The organism is Chitinophaga varians (genome assembly GCF_012641275.1).
In the GTDB taxonomy this organism is placed as follows: Bacteria; Bacteroidota; Bacteroidia; order Chitinophagales; family Chitinophagaceae; genus Chitinophaga; species Chitinophaga varians_A.
Genome location: NZ_JABAIA010000001.1, coordinates 3,083,667 through 3,097,119 on the forward strand (window position 1 = coordinate 3,083,667; position 13,453 = coordinate 3,097,119).

The 13,453-nt window shown below is 48.5% G+C and carries 14 protein-coding genes; 8 read left to right on the forward strand and 6 right to left on the reverse strand.

The features are described from left to right. Window positions 1-36 precede the first annotated feature (36 nt). Window positions 37-417, reverse strand: a complete 381-nt coding sequence (locus tag HGH92_RS12630) for a RidA family protein (protein WP_168871068.1) — start codon at window positions 415-417, stop codon at window positions 37-39. A gap of 111 nt (window positions 418-528) precedes the next feature. Between HGH92_RS12630 and HGH92_RS12635 the strand changes: the two genes are divergently transcribed. The 6 genes from HGH92_RS12635 (at window position 529) to HGH92_RS12660 (ending at window position 5,145) form a co-directional block, all read left to right on the forward strand. Continuing rightward, complete coding sequence (locus HGH92_RS12635; protein WP_168871069.1) at window positions 529-1,191, forward strand: 3-hydroxyacyl-CoA dehydrogenase family protein; 663 nt, start codon at window positions 529-531, stop codon at window positions 1,189-1,191. A gap of 2 nt (window positions 1,192-1,193) precedes the next feature. Then, a complete protein-coding gene (gene tsaB / locus HGH92_RS12640) occupies window positions 1,194-1,871 on the forward strand; it encodes a tRNA (adenosine(37)-N6)-threonylcarbamoyltransferase complex dimerization subunit type 1 TsaB (RefSeq protein ID WP_168871070.1) in 678 nt (225 codons plus the stop codon). A gap of 214 nt (window positions 1,872-2,085) precedes the next feature. Beyond that, entirely contained in the window at window positions 2,086-2,445 is a 360-nt protein-coding gene (locus tag HGH92_RS12645) for an ArsR/SmtB family transcription factor (protein WP_073084462.1), read from the forward strand. A gap of 157 nt (window positions 2,446-2,602) precedes the next feature. Continuing rightward, window positions 2,603-4,006: an MBL fold metallo-hydrolase gene (locus HGH92_RS12650; protein ID WP_168871071.1), complete on the forward strand. Its 1,404-nt coding sequence runs from the start codon at window positions 2,603-2,605 to the stop codon at window positions 4,004-4,006. 258 nt (window positions 4,007-4,264) lie between these two features. Then, on the forward strand, window positions 4,265-4,750 hold the full coding sequence (locus HGH92_RS12655; protein WP_168871072.1) for a BON domain-containing protein: 486 nt from the start codon (window positions 4,265-4,267) through the stop codon (window positions 4,748-4,750). Window positions 4,751-4,770: 20 nt separating this feature from the next. Further along, window positions 4,771-5,145, forward strand: a complete 375-nt coding sequence (locus tag HGH92_RS12660) for a LysM peptidoglycan-binding domain-containing protein (protein ID WP_168871073.1) — start codon at window positions 4,771-4,773, stop codon at window positions 5,143-5,145. Between the two features lie 54 nt (window positions 5,146-5,199). On the opposite strand, the gene HGH92_RS12665 is transcribed toward HGH92_RS12660, so the two are convergent. The 5 genes from HGH92_RS12665 to HGH92_RS12685 are packed head-to-tail and all read right to left on the reverse strand — an operon-like array spanning window position 5,200 to window position 11,217. Continuing rightward, the gene (locus HGH92_RS12665; RefSeq protein ID WP_168871074.1) at window positions 5,200-6,075 is read right to left on the reverse strand and encodes a lysophospholipid acyltransferase family protein; all 876 of its coding nucleotides are present in this window, start codon (window positions 6,073-6,075) and stop codon (window positions 5,200-5,202) included. Window positions 6,076-6,133: 58 nt separating this feature from the next. Continuing rightward, window positions 6,134-7,732 (reverse strand): L-aspartate oxidase, encoded by a 1,599-nt coding sequence (nadB, locus tag HGH92_RS12670; protein ID WP_168871075.1) that lies wholly within the window; start codon window positions 7,730-7,732, stop codon window positions 6,134-6,136. A 47-nt stretch (window positions 7,733-7,779) separates the two neighbouring features. Continuing rightward, complete coding sequence (locus HGH92_RS12675) at window positions 7,780-8,442, reverse strand: lysoplasmalogenase (RefSeq protein WP_168871076.1); 663 nt, start codon at window positions 8,440-8,442, stop codon at window positions 7,780-7,782. Window positions 8,443-8,490: 48 nt separating this feature from the next. After that, a complete protein-coding gene (locus HGH92_RS12680; protein WP_168871077.1) occupies window positions 8,491-9,831 on the reverse strand; it encodes a sensor histidine kinase in 1,341 nt (446 codons plus the stop codon). Window positions 9,832-9,870: 39 nt separating this feature from the next. Further along, on the reverse strand, window positions 9,871-11,217 hold the full coding sequence (locus HGH92_RS12685) for a sigma-54-dependent transcriptional regulator (protein ID WP_211092583.1): 1,347 nt from the start codon (window positions 11,215-11,217) through the stop codon (window positions 9,871-9,873). Window positions 11,218-11,430: 213 nt separating this feature from the next. On the opposite strand from HGH92_RS12685, the gene HGH92_RS12690 reads away from it, so the two are divergent. Continuing rightward, window positions 11,431-12,678, forward strand: a complete 1,248-nt coding sequence (locus tag HGH92_RS12690) for an efflux RND transporter periplasmic adaptor subunit (RefSeq protein WP_168871078.1) — start codon at window positions 11,431-11,433, stop codon at window positions 12,676-12,678. A gap of 63 nt (window positions 12,679-12,741) precedes the next feature. After that, on the forward strand, window positions 12,742-13,431 hold the full coding sequence (locus HGH92_RS12695; protein WP_168808079.1) for an ABC transporter ATP-binding protein: 690 nt from the start codon (window positions 12,742-12,744) through the stop codon (window positions 13,429-13,431). The last annotated feature ends 22 nt before the right edge of the window (window positions 13,432-13,453 follow it).

A 13,453-nucleotide genomic window follows, 5' to 3' on the forward strand; every position in this document is an offset into this window, starting at 1 on the left:
CTTTTTTTTGTGATCTCTCTTTAGAGCGTCACAGGTTTAGCTATGTGCTATCACGGATATTTCCACATTCACTCCCTTGGGCAAACCGGCCACCTGTACGGTTTCGCGGGCAGGATAGTTGCCGGTGAAGTAGCTGCCGTACACTTCATTTACTTTAGGGAAATCGTTCATGTCTGTCAGGAAGATGGTGGTTTTCACCACGGCGTCGAAAGTCAGACCGGCTTCTTTCAGTACTGCCTGCAGATTTTTCATGGCCATGTGGGCTTCATCGGTGATGCCTGATTTTACCAGCTCGCCGGTGGCGGGGTCAAGAGGAATCTGACCGGACACATAGAGAATATTACCAGCTTTTACAGCCTGGTTGTATGGCCCGATAGGAGCGGGCGCCTGATTGGTATTGATGATTTGCTTTTCCATATAACGAAAATAAATAAATAAGTGGTGCCGGCATCGGCTATTGCCCGGCAGGAGGTGGGTTTAACAGGAAGATAAAGGGATTTTTTTCTTAGGTTTGCCGAAATTTAACGCATGAATATCCTCGTAATAGCAGATGCGCAGCGGTATGATGAATTACAGCAGAGAGATCTTTCCCGGCATCAGGTGCAATGGAGAACCAGTCTGGAAGAAGTATTGTCTGTGAAAGCGTTTGACCTGGTGATAGATCTTATTTTCGATGACCGGCCGGACCATGCAGCGGTATACGCGCGTAATCCGGGGGTGCCGGTGCTTGCGGGGATTGTGAAAACATCCTTGTCCCAGGTGATGAACGATTATGCGTTTGAGCAGGGTTTCAATATTATGGGATGTAATTTCCTGCCGGGATTTATCAGTCTGCCGTTGCTGGAAGTGACGCTGATGGACGACGGACAGCAGGAGGTGCTGGCAGACATCATGTACCAGCTCCATTGGGAATACACGCTGGTGGCGGATGCTACGGGGATGGTGACGCCAAGGGTAGTATGCATGATCATTAATGAAGCGTACCTGACAGCCCAGGAAGGCACTGCTTCCCGCGCGGATATTGATACCTCCATGAAGCTGGGCACCAATTATCCGTTGGGGCCTTTTGAGTGGTGTGAGCGTATAGGCGTGAAACATGTGTATGAAGTACTGAAAGCAGTACACGATGCTACCGGTGATGACCGTTACGAGGTAGCTGCATTATTACAAACAGAATACGAGGCGATATAACAATGGCATTAATACTGAGCATAGATACAGCCACTACCACCGGTTCGGTGAGCCTGGCACGCGATGGTAAAGCATTACAGACGCTTGTTAACGAGCAGCAGCAGGACCATGCCGCTGCGATGGTGTTGTATGTGCAGCAGGTATTGCGTGAGCAGGGCGTTACCGCTGCAGAGCTGGATGCGGTGGCGGTGAGCGCGGGGCCGGGATCTTATACGGGTTTACGTGTAGGCGTGGCTACCGCCAAAGGTCTGTGTTATGCCTGGAATAAGCCGTTGCTGGCTGTTCCCACGTTGCAGATGATGGCGCAGGGCGCCAAAGATGCCGTGCAGGATGATAACGCCTGGTATTGCCCTATGCTGGACGCGCGCCGGCAGGAAGTGTTCACTGCTATTTATGATGCCTCGCTGCAGCCGGTGCTGGAGCCACAGGCGCTGATACTGGAGCCGGGCTCAATGGATGCCTGGCTGTCGCAGCAAAAGATATATTTTTTCGGCAATGGCAGTGCCAAATGGGCCGCCATGCAGCCTTCCATCGATAATGCCGTTTTTGTTCCCCATGAAATGAGTGCTGCGCATATGGCGCCACTGGCAGAAAAATTATTCCTTCAAAAATCCTTTGCTGACCTCGCTTATTTCAGTCCTTTTTATCTGAAAGGCTTTTATTTCCCCCAAAAACCCTAACACGTTCGTATTATTTGTCACGGAATTGTCAAATTACATCTAATTTGCACATATCGCCGGGTTATATATGATAAAATAAGGTATAGAAATTTTTTTTATTGTGACAGATATTATATTTTTGTATAAATCGATAACCGCATTTGTTGTCTAACTGTTTTGCGATTACTGTCCGTTGATCCCTTTCATTTCATCATTTTTTAAAAACTATTATGCGATGGAAAAAACATTATTAACTACCTCTTCTAATACTCTTATTATTTCTAGAGGTAACAATGAAAAAGACCAGATCAAATTGGATTACATTGCCGTTAAAAAGGCCGCTATGGTTTTGCGTGCTATCAACCATAAGTTGCGCCAGCAGATGATTAAGCTGTTGGAGGACCATAAGAAAATGACTGTGACAGAGATATATGTAAAATTGCGTTTGGAACAATCGGTAGCATCGCAGCATCTGGCCATATTAAGACGGGCTGGTATTGTAATTACAGAAAGAGATGGTAAGTTCATCCACTACACCATCAACAAGCAGCGTATTGCTGAGGTGGCAAAATTTGTGGAAGAACTGGTTGGTTAATGCATATTAGCCATTTTTAAATACGGAATTGAATTATTGAAAAAGTAGCCGCGAGGCTACTTTTTTATTTTAGTATAGATTTTATCCATACGTGCGGGGGGTGATTTATTTGTAAATTTGTAGGATTACAAAAACCAACAATTCAAAAAGCCAATCCATGTACGTAAAACAATTATACACCAATTGCCTGTCAGAAGCGGCATACTTCATTGAATCAGGGGGAGTGGCCGTGGTGATAGATCCGCTGAGGGATATCGATGTATACCTGGACCTTGCCAGAGAGCGTAATGCTGCCATCAAGTACATTTTTGAAACACACTTCCACGCTGACTTCGTGTCGGGCCATCTGGAACTGGCCAAAGCCACCGGCGCACAGATCGTGTTTGGCCCGGATGCTGAAACCGGCTTCGATGCGTACGTGGCAAAAGATAACGAAGAATTTGCCATTGGTGATGTGACCATTAAAGTGTTGCATACGCCTGGCCATACACTGGAATCGACCTGTTACCTGCTGTTGGACGCTAGTAAAGCGCCGCATGCCGTTTTCACCGGTGATACCCTGTTTGTGGGCGATGTAGGCCGCCCTGACCTGTTCAGCGGCAACCTTACCAAGGAAGAGCTGGCAGGCTATCTGTTTGAATCACTGAACAGCAGGATCAAGACGCTGCCCGATAACGTGATCGTATATCCGGCGCATGGCCCCGGATCAGCCTGTGGTAAAAACCTCGGTCCGAACACCTACAGTACCATCGGAGAAGAGAAAAGCACTAACTATGCACTGCTGGCGACTGACAAGGCCCAGTTCATCCAGGAAGTGACAAGTGGTCTAGCTACACCTCCATCTTATTTCCCGATCAACGCAAAAATCAATAAGGAAGGTTACGATGCCCTGCAGGCTGTGATGGCTAAAGCGCTGCAACCGCTTTCTGTGGCTGCATTCAAAGAAAAGAGCAAGGCGGGTGCCCTGATCCTCGATACCCGTCCGGCTGCTGAATTCGGCGACGGTTTTGTGCCTGAATCCATCAGCATTGGCCTGGAAGGCCGTTTCGCAGAATGGGCCGGCAGCCTGTTGCCTTTTGATCAGGAAATTATCCTGGTCACCACACCTGGTAAAGAGGAAGAAACAGTGGTAAGAATGGCGCGTGTAGGTTTCGAAAACGTGAACGGTTACCTCGAAGGTGGTTTCCCTGCATGGGAAGCAGCCGGTGAAGAAAGAGACATGATCATCACCGTAGAAGCAGATGAACTGGCGATGGACGTTCCGCATGATGAAAATCTCGTGATCGTGGACGTGCGCAAACCGGTTGAATACGCCAACGGACATATTAAAGATGCCCTCAGCCTGCCGCTCGGTGATATGATGGACCCTGCCAACCTCGCCGGCCTGGAAGAACATCAGAACCTGTATGTTCACTGCCAGGGCGGTTACCGCAGCATTATTGCCTGCTCTATCCTGAAGAGAGAAGGTATCCACAACCTGCGTAATGTAGATGGTGGTTTCGCCAAAATGAAAGATGAAAAAGGACTGGAGGTAGTACAGGAAAAAAATGTGCTCAACTAAGCATTTTCCCATTACAGTATATCAAATATCAACAGGCCGCAAGGGATTCCTTTGCGGCCTGCCTGTTTTTGTATAGATAAATAAAATAATATATACCACTGCAGCCATATTTCTCCCAAATCCTTTATTCACAGGGGCTTTCTTTCACACAGTCATTATAGTTGTATCAATTTCCGATTGGTTAACAATAAGTTAAACGAGAAAAAATTTTCTATTAGCACGTTATTTGTTATCTTCTGGGACTAAAACTTTCTAACCATGAATAGAAAATCCTTAGCACTCGCCCTTTTGATGGTGATGGGCGTCTTCTTCTTCGCCTGTAAGCCTTCGGACAGCAAGATCCAGCAGGCCGTTAATGAAAAACTGAGCACTATTCCCGGTATCACTGCTGAAGTGAAAGGCGGTGTGGTAACGCTGAACGGCGAAGTAACAGACGATGCCGCCAAAGCAGCAGCGGAAGAAGCCTTAAAAGGTGTTTCCGGTGTAAAATCCGTTACTAACAATATCACGGTGAAAGCGCCGGAACCAGCCCCGGCTCCGGTTACCATTAACCCCGACGATGTGCTGAAGAAAACCCTTGATTCTGCTTATGCCGCAGGCGGATTTTCTACAGTAACCGTTACCGTGGCCAATGGTGAAGTAACCCTGACTGGTGAAGCTAAAAAAAGCGATCTGCGTAAAATCATTCAGACAGCCCAGGAATCAAAGCCTAAGAAAGTCAACAACAATCTTAAATTGAAATAACCCTTTAAAAAATTACTGTCATGAGCTTACAGGATAAATACCAGGAACTGATCAGCCAGGCCAACAGCGCCGGCGTTACCAATTTACAGGTAAGGGAACAGGACAATGTGCTGTACATCGACGGAGAGGCCACTGCAGCGGTGAAAGACCAACTGTGGAGCACCTACGAAAAGCTGGACCCCGAAATGCGTTCTGCTGACGTAGTAATGAATATCGCTGTTGCCGATGGTGGCGGTGGTGAACAGGTCTATGAAGTAAAATCCGGCGACAGTCTGAGTAAAATTGCGAAGAACTATCCCGGCGTTTCCTGGAAAGACATCTTCGAAGCAAACAAAGATCAGATCAAAGACCCCAACCTGATCTTCCCCGGACAGAAACTGAAAATACCCGGATGATAACGGGTAAACGTATAAACGAAAAGGCCTGAGCTACTGCTCAGGCCTTTTCGTTTATACGTTCGTTTCAATGGTGCCAGGGTATTGATGTTTCCATCTTCTGTGGCTCCATACCCATACTTCGGGTTGTTCATGAATATTATTCTCCAGGAACCGCACGAAGGTTTCGGTGATTTTCCCAACGGGTTCCTTTTGCGGCTCTTCAAACATCAGCTTCAGGGTAGCGTGATAATAACCACGTTTGGTTTTGCGGATATCCACAAACACCACGGGGATATCGTTTCTACGGGCTGCCATTTCAGGGCCTTTGTAGAAAGGCGTCATCTTGTTGAGGAACGGATACCAGAGGCAGCTCTTCGGATTACCGGGGTTCTGATCAGCCACCAGTGCAATCAGATACTGTTTGTCAAGCCATGGCTTCATGCTGTTGGCCATATCATTGGCGGGGATAAGGATGGACCCGAATTTCTCCCGGAAATGGCGGAACATGCGGTCGGCCGGTTTGCTGCTGAGCGGCATATATACCACCAGAAAGGGGAAGGATACGCCCTGCATACAGAAGAGGTTGGCCCATTCCCAGTTGAAATTATGCCCCAGGTGCAGCTGACAGCTTTTTCCTTTGGCATACAGTTCATGCAGTACCGTCAGATCGCATACGAAGCGCTTTTGCAGCTGTGCTTTGCTCATGGTGAGCAGTTTGATGGTTTCCACCATCATATCGGTAAGGTTGCGGTAGTATTTTTTAGCCAGCAGTTTGATTTCTTCCGGCGACTTGTCGGGAAACGCCTGTTTCATATTGGCCAGCACTACTTGCTTCCGGTAGCCAAATACATGATACACCAGTGTATACAGTATATCACTGATGAAGTAGAGTACCGGGAATGGCAAGAAGGAAATACCGTAACAAAATACAAGAAGCAAATAGTACATATTCCTCTCTATCTAAACTTGAATACCCCGCAAAGGTAATGAAAACCAGTGGGTTGGCTTACAAGACAATATTTTGTACCAGTTCACATTTGTATGGATAGTCTGTATTGTAATGCAGGCCTCTGCTTTCTTTGCGGAAGGACGCACCTTTTACGATCAGGTATGCGGCCGTGATCAGGTTACGCAGTTCGCACAATTGAGGCGACACTTCCGTTTTCTCGTAGAGGGCCTCCGTTTCTTCATGCAGCATATCCAGGCGGCGCAGGGCGCGGGCCAAACGTTCATTGGTACGTACAATGCCCACATAGTCGCTCATGATCTGTTTCAGCTCTTTGAGACTTTGGGTAATAAGGATCATTTCCCGGGGGGCAGTAGTACCGCGTGCGTCCCAGTCCGGCACATTGTCCCGGTATTCCAGGGTATCTATTTTGCTGGTAGCGTCCATGAAGCAGCGATGGGCGAACACCATGGCTTCCAGCAGGGAGTTGGAGGCGAGGCGGTTGGCGCCATGCAGGCCGGTGCTGGCGCATTCGCCACAGGCATACAGGTTCCGGATGGAGGTCTGGCCCCACTCGTTGGTTTTGATACCGCCGCAGCTGTAGTGTGCCGCAGGTTCTACCGGAATCATCTGTTTTTGTACGTCGATGCCGGCAGCTTTGCAGGTCTCGTAAATATTGGGAAAATGATGAATGAACTTTTCGATGTCCATATGCCGGCAGTCGAGATACACATGCTCGGTACCGGTGATCTTCATTTCACTGTCGATGGCGCGGGCCACGATATCACGAGGCGCCAGTGACAGGCGGGAATCGTACTTGTGCATGAAATCTTCACCGTGGATATTACGGAGAATACCACCATCACCCCGTACAGCTTCCGTGATCAGGAAAGAAGGGTTGACACCCGGCTGATAAAAAGCCGTAGGGTGGAACTGGATAAATTCCATGTTCTCGATACGGCCTTTGGCGCGGTACACCATGGCCACGCCGTCGCCTGTAGCGATGGTAGGGTTGGTGGTACTACGGTACACCTGCCCGTTGCCACCGGTGGCCAGCAGGGTAACTTTTGCCAGTATGGTTTCTATTTTTTTATTGTTGAGGTTGAGTACATAGACCCCATAACACTCGATATCCGGCGTGGATTTGGTGACCAGATAGCCCAGGTGGTGCTGGGTGATCAGGTCTACCACAAAGCAATGGGTGACCAGCTTAATATTGGGACGGCGGTGAATAGCTTCCAGCAATGCGCGTTCAATCTCTTTACCGGTAATATCTTTATGATGGATCACCCTGAAAACGGAGTGCCCGCCTTCACGGCCAAGAGAAAAATCACCATCAGGGTTTTTGTCGAAGTTAGCGCCCCATTCAATGATTTCATTCACTCTTTCCGGGCCTTCCGTGACAACGATTTCCACGGTACGTTCGTTGCAAAGCCCGTCACCTGCGATCAGGGTATCTTCTATATGTTTTTCAAAGCTGTCGTTTTCCAAATCATTGACCACCGCCACGCCGCCCTGTGCATACTTGGTGTTGGTCTCATCTTCACGGCTTTTTGTGATAATGGTAATCGTTTTATCAGGGCATTGCTGAGATACTTTGAGTGCATAGGTCAAACCTGCAATCCCGGAACCGATGACAAGAAAATCTGTTTGCTGCATAGGCTACGAAATTACCGCTTTTTTGTTACCAATACCGGTGATTTTTGTCAGCGGCGGTAATACTGTACGGCGCCATAAACCAGTCCGGCCTGCGCCAGTCCATAGGTAAGCATGACCAGTTGTCCGCCTGCCGGCAGGGGATGGTAAAACCGGTTCAGGGCAATGAGCGAATCAGACAGAACAAACAGCACTGCGCCAGCTAGACAATACCAGGCCATCCGCTGATAGCGGAAATGGAAGGCATGTATCACGCTTTGCAGCATGATGGAGATTACCAGTGAATAAATGATCACCGGGATGAGCATATTACCGAGGTAGGGGATGAGGAAAAGGATATAACCGATGACTGCCGCGGCATTCAGAAATACCCAGTGATATTTGCAAAAGGGTACGGGTGGGTTGGAATATCGGATCGTCAGGAAAAAAATGATGTAAAAAATATGGCCGACAAGGAAACAGCCAAGTCCGGACAAGAACAGGTGGTCAAACATCAGCAGTACATCTCCCAGTAAGCACGACAGCATGGCGCCATACATCCAGGCCTTTTGTTTGGCCGGCATAGCTTCACCGGCTGTCAAAAAGTAAACGGCCAACAAGGGAACCAGCAGGGGTTTGGTAGCAAACCGAAGACTGTCCATGTTCAGGCTGATCAATACGAGATCGGCAAACAAAGTCAGGAAATACAGTGCTAACCATCCGGATTTGTTCATGAGTTGTGCAGGTTGTTATTACAAGATAACAAACTTTTTGCACAAACATCAGGTATTCAGCAGAATAAGAAACGTAGACCCGTTTCCGTTATTTCCGGGACTTAACACCTTCAACTGGCCGCCATGCATTTGAATGATCTGTTGAGACAAACTGAGGCCGATGCCTGAACCGGTTTTTTTGGTTGTGAAGAAAGGAATAAAAATTTTGTTCATCGCTTCGGTGTCAATACCGGGGCCGTTGTCGGTGATTTCAATGCATACCTGTTGTACGTTGTTGAGGTACACTTTCATGTGGATACTGGCATTGTCTGTCTGTTCCAGAGCGTCCATAGCATTTTTTACCAGGTTGATCAATACCATCTGCAACTGGGATATATCGGCATGTATCTCCACGTTTTCCGCGTCTACTTCGAGTTGAAAATGAATGTCGGCCTGTTTCATGTCGGCCTGGAAAAGGCTGCTCACGGTAGATACGAGCGATTTGATGTTGACCTGCGTGAATTGTGGCTGCGGAAGGGTGGTGTAGTCGCGGTAGGCATTTACAAAGTTCATGATGCCTTTACTGCGGCTTTCCACTGTCAGCAGGGCCTCCCGGAGGTCATCAATACCTTCTCCGTTACCGGCGGTAGGAGCAATATCGAGATCCACGATTTCTTTCATCGTGCCAATGAGCGACACAATGGGAGTGACGGAGTTCATGATCTCATGTCGCAGTATTTTGGTCAGGTTCTGCCAGGCTTCCAGCTCTTTTTTCTGTAGTTCCGAGTGGATGTTCTGAATAGATATCAGTTTGATGAGACGTCCCTGTAAGCGCACGGTAGCGGCCTGGATGGACAGTTGTTGTTCCTGGCGGGTGGCGTACAGGATTTTGTTACCGGAAGACAGCTCTGTCAACAGTTCAGCGAGACCGGGATGTACCGGTTTCAGTTCCGAAATATTGCGCAGTCGATAGATGCCCAGCAGGCGGAAGGCTGCTGGGTTGATCAGTTCTATCCGTCCTTCGGCATCAAAAGAAAACACGCCGATACTGATATGCTGGATAATGGTATCGATGTATTTGAGATTGGCTTCTTTTTCAGCGCGGGTCTGGCGGAAGGCTTCCAGTACTTCGTTGAACTGATGATTGAGCATCCGGAAGCTTTTACCGAGTTGGTTATCAGCGCTGAAGCGGATAGAGAAATCTTCATACCGGATAGACTCAAGGAACAGGGTGAGTTTTCGATTGATCCTGTTGAGGTAATAGTAGATGCCGTAAATCTGCAGCAGTATCAAAGGGATGGTAAGGACTGCCAGCGGTGTCATGCCGCGCATATACAGCCATACCGCAGCGGCCAGTGAGATGGTGAGCAGCAGTATGCGAAGGATGATATTGACGCTGAAACGGTTCATGGTAGAGTAGTTTGCCGGGGCGGGCCCGGCAAACGGGAGCTAAATATTGTATTTCTCAAGCCTTCTGTAAAGCGCCGCCCTGCTGAGGCCCAGTTCTTTAGCGGCTTCGGTGATATTTCCGTTGCACTTCTTCATGGCCTGGGTGATGATGGTGCGTTCCATTTCTTCCAGGTTGTAGCCGGTGTCCATCTGCGGGTCCTGGGTGTTGTTGTTTTTCACGAATACGTCTTTGGCCTGTAGTGTTTTGCCCTGTGAGAGGATAACGGCTCTTTCTATGGCGTGTTGCAATTCGCGGATATTACCGGGCCATTCATATTTTTCCAGTTGCTGAATGAGTGATTCATGCAGGCTGTTGACCTGGCGCTTGTACCTTTCGCGGTACAGTTGCAGGAAATGTTCTGCCAGCGGCACGATATCTTCCTGGCGTTCGCGCAGGGGAGGCAGGTGTATTTCGATGGTATTGATGCGGTACAGCAGGTCCTGGCGGAAGAGGTGCTGGGCGGCCTGTTGCTGGATATTGCGATTGGTGGCGCAGATCAGTCTAACGTCGATGGGTATACTCTTATTGGACCCTACTTTTGTCACTGATCTGTTTTGCAGTACGGTCAGTAGTTTGGCCTGAAAGGGGATGGATATATTGCCGATTTCATCGAGGAAGATAGTGCCGCCGGAGGCTTCTTCGAAGCGGCCGGCCCTGTCTTCGCGGGCGTCGGTGAAGGCGCCTTTCACATGTCCGAAAAGTTCGCTTTCGAAGAGTGTTTCGCTGATAGCGCCGAGGTCGACGCTGACGATCGGTTTGCTGCTGCGGTGTGACTGCTGGTGGATATGCCTGGCCAGCATGTCTTTGCCGGTGCCGTTTTCACCGAGAATGAGCACATTGGCATCGGTGGCGGCCACCCGTGAAACGGTGTCAAACACGGCCTGCATAGCGGGGCTGTTGCCAACTATCAGGTTGCCGGTATTATGTACTACCGGCGGCTTGTCCAGCTTGGCCGCGCGTTTGTTATAGGCTGATTGTATGGTGGCCAGTAGTTTTTCATTTTCCCATGGTTTGAGCACAAAGTCCACTGCACCGGATTTAATGGCCCTTACTGCCATTTCCACATCGCCGTAGGCGGTAAACAGTACTACTGCAGTATCCGGCTTGATATCGAGGATACGGTCCAGCCATTCAAACCCTTCCTTGCCGCTGCTCAGGTCACGGGTGAAGTTCATATCCAGCAGGATAACATCGTAGTCGAAGTTGGTGACCAGATAAGGTATCTTTTGCGGATTTTTTTCAAAATCCACCTGTTCAAAGTGCCGTTTCAGCAGCAGACGGGCTGCGCGCAATACATCAACATCGTCGTCAACGATCAGAATTTTTCCGGGTTGCATGGTGGTCATGGGTAAAAGGTGAATGCAACAATATTACAGAAAGATTTTTTACAAAAGCGCTTTATTTCCCGCTTTCCGAAAAGTGTCCGTTTATGAACACCGGTTGTCCGCCACAGGACATTTTTTAAGTACGGTTATCCGCTATGATGCTTGTTGGTAGGGCGTTTTGTCCTTTGGCATATGGATTGGAATTCCATGGGCACAAACTTTTTGGTAATTAACATGGACAGAAAAATAGAAAAGAAGTTCTGGAATAAAAAACGCATCCTGATGATCAGCGGAGGCGGTCTGGTAGCGCTGTTGTTAATATACACACTGATCTTTGCGGACCACCGGGCCACGCTGAACGTGGAGAAGGACAAAATCACCATCTCCGCTGTCAAGAAAGGGACTTTCGATGTATATATCGCTGTTACCGCTGTGGTGATGCCTTTGAAAACCATCCGTCTTGACGCCATCGAGGGCGGTTATGTAAGCCGTAAGTACCTGGAAGGCGGCAGCATGGTAAAAGAAGGGGATTCCATCCTGAAGCTGGACAACCAACATATGATGATGGAATTTGTGAACCATGAAACAGAGATCTACCGTTTACGGAACGAATTGCAGAATACCCGTCTGAATATCCGTCAGCAGGATTTCGTGATGCAGCAGACCATTTCGGACATTGATGCCAAGATCGATGCCGCGCAGGACCTTTATGACCGCAATAAGCAGCTGGTAGACGAAAAGATCGTTGCCCGCCAGGAATTCAACAAAAACAAGATAGAGCTGGAAGGTCTTAAGCGCCAGCGTGAGATCCAGTTGCAATCTCAGGCCTATCAGCGTGATAACGCCAGGCAGCAGATTTCACAACTGGAAGGAACATTGTCCCGCACACAGCGTAACCTGGAGCTGATGAAACAAAACCTCAACAGCCTGATCGTACGGGCCCCGGTGTCTGGCCAGTTATCTTCCATTGATGTGGAGGTTGGCTCCAGCATTACCGCCGGCCAGAATATCGGCCAGATTGACGATCTGAACGGTTTTAAGTTGCGCGCAGATATTGACGAACACTACGTATCACAGGTATTCGCAGGGTTAAAAGCCACCTTTGAGTTTGACGGCAAATCATACGACATGGTGGTGACGAAAGTATATCCCGAAGTTAAAAGCGGTCGTTTTCAGGCAGATATGAATTTTGAAAAACAAACACCTGAAGGCATCCGCCGTGGTCAGTCCACCCCCATCCGGCTGGTACTGGGCAAATCACAGGAAGCGCTGTTATTGCCCCTTGGCGGATTCTTTTCCGATACCGGCGGCAACTGGGTATATGTAGTGGACCGCAGCGGGAAAAAGGCGGTTAAGCGTAATATCTCCCTTGGAAGAAAAAATCCTTTGTATTTTGAAGTACTGGAAGGGCTGCAGCCGGGTGACCAGGTGATCACCTCTTCCTACGAGAACTTTGGTAACAAAGACGTACTGGCTTTCTAGCGATCATCCATTTTTATATAAACTAATGTAAAAACCATCATTCATTAAAGACAATCAAACGATATGATACGTACCGTTAACTTACAAAAGCTGTTCACAACAGAAGAAGTGGAAACAACCGCACTCAATGGGATCAACATGGAAGTGCAGGACGGAGAGTTTGTGGCCATCATGGGGCCGTCTGGTTGTGGTAAATCAACCTTGTTGAACATACTTGGGTTACTGGACAATCCCAGTGACGGTGAGTATCATTTCTGGGGAAAAGAAGTGGCGAGAATGAGCGAACGCCAACGTGCACAGCTGCGCAAAGGCTCTATAGGATTCGTGTTCCAAAGCTTCAACCTGATTGATGAACTGACGGTTTATGAAAATGTAGAGTTGCCATTGCTATACCTCAAAGTGGCGCCGGCAGAAAGAAAACAGAAAGTAGAAGAGGTGCTGGAGCGGATGAATATTATGCATCGCCGTAACCACTTCCCGCAACAGCTGTCCGGTGGCCAGCAACAGCGCGTGGCCATCGCCCGCGCCGTAGTGGCCAAACCCAATCTGATCCTCGCGGATGAGCCCACCGGTAACCTCGATTCCTCCAACGGCGAAGAAGTGATGAAGCTGTTGCAGGAACTCAATAATGCCGGTACTACGCTGATCATGGTGACTCACTCACCTTACGATGCCGGGTTCGCGCACCGTATCATCAATTTATTTGACGGACGGGTAGTGACTGAGAATATAAAGGAACAGTTTCACGTGTGATTTTTTTCTTCCGCCATTCTAA

Bases quoted from the DNA above. Each gene is read 5' to 3' on its own strand.
- HGH92_RS12675 (WP_168871076.1), bottom strand. From the start codon at position 8,442: ATGAACAAATCCGGATGGTTAGCACTGTATTTCCTGACTTTGTTTGCC.
- HGH92_RS12695 (WP_168808079.1), top strand. From the start codon at position 12,742: ATGATACGTACCGTTAACTTACAAAAGCTGTTCACAACAGAAGAAGTG.
- HGH92_RS12690 (WP_168871078.1), top strand. From the start codon at position 11,431: ATGGACAGAAAAATAGAAAAGAAGTTCTGGAATAAAAAACGCATCCTG.
- HGH92_RS12660 (WP_168871073.1), top strand. From the start codon at position 4,771: ATGAGCTTACAGGATAAATACCAGGAACTGATCAGCCAGGCCAACAGC.
- nadB (WP_168871075.1), bottom strand. From the start codon at position 7,732: ATGCAGCAAACAGATTTTCTTGTCATCGGTTCCGGGATTGCAGGTTTG.
- HGH92_RS12630 (WP_168871068.1), bottom strand. From the start codon at position 417: ATGGAAAAGCAAATCATCAATACCAATCAGGCGCCCGCTCCTATCGGG.
- HGH92_RS12650 (WP_168871071.1), top strand. From the start codon at position 2,603: ATGTACGTAAAACAATTATACACCAATTGCCTGTCAGAAGCGGCATAC.
- tsaB (WP_168871070.1), top strand. From the start codon at position 1,194: ATGGCATTAATACTGAGCATAGATACAGCCACTACCACCGGTTCGGTG.
- HGH92_RS12645 (WP_073084462.1), top strand. From the start codon at position 2,086: ATGGAAAAAACATTATTAACTACCTCTTCTAATACTCTTATTATTTCT.
- HGH92_RS12635 (WP_168871069.1), top strand. From the start codon at position 529: ATGAATATCCTCGTAATAGCAGATGCGCAGCGGTATGATGAATTACAG.
- HGH92_RS12655 (WP_168871072.1), top strand. From the start codon at position 4,265: ATGAATAGAAAATCCTTAGCACTCGCCCTTTTGATGGTGATGGGCGTC.
- HGH92_RS12680 (WP_168871077.1), bottom strand. From the start codon at position 9,831: ATGAACCGTTTCAGCGTCAATATCATCCTTCGCATACTGCTGCTCACC.
- HGH92_RS12685 (WP_211092583.1), bottom strand. From the start codon at position 11,217: ATGACCACCATGCAACCCGGAAAAATTCTGATCGTTGACGACGATGTT.
- HGH92_RS12665 (WP_168871074.1), bottom strand. From the start codon at position 6,075: ATGTACTATTTGCTTCTTGTATTTTGTTACGGTATTTCCTTCTTGCCA.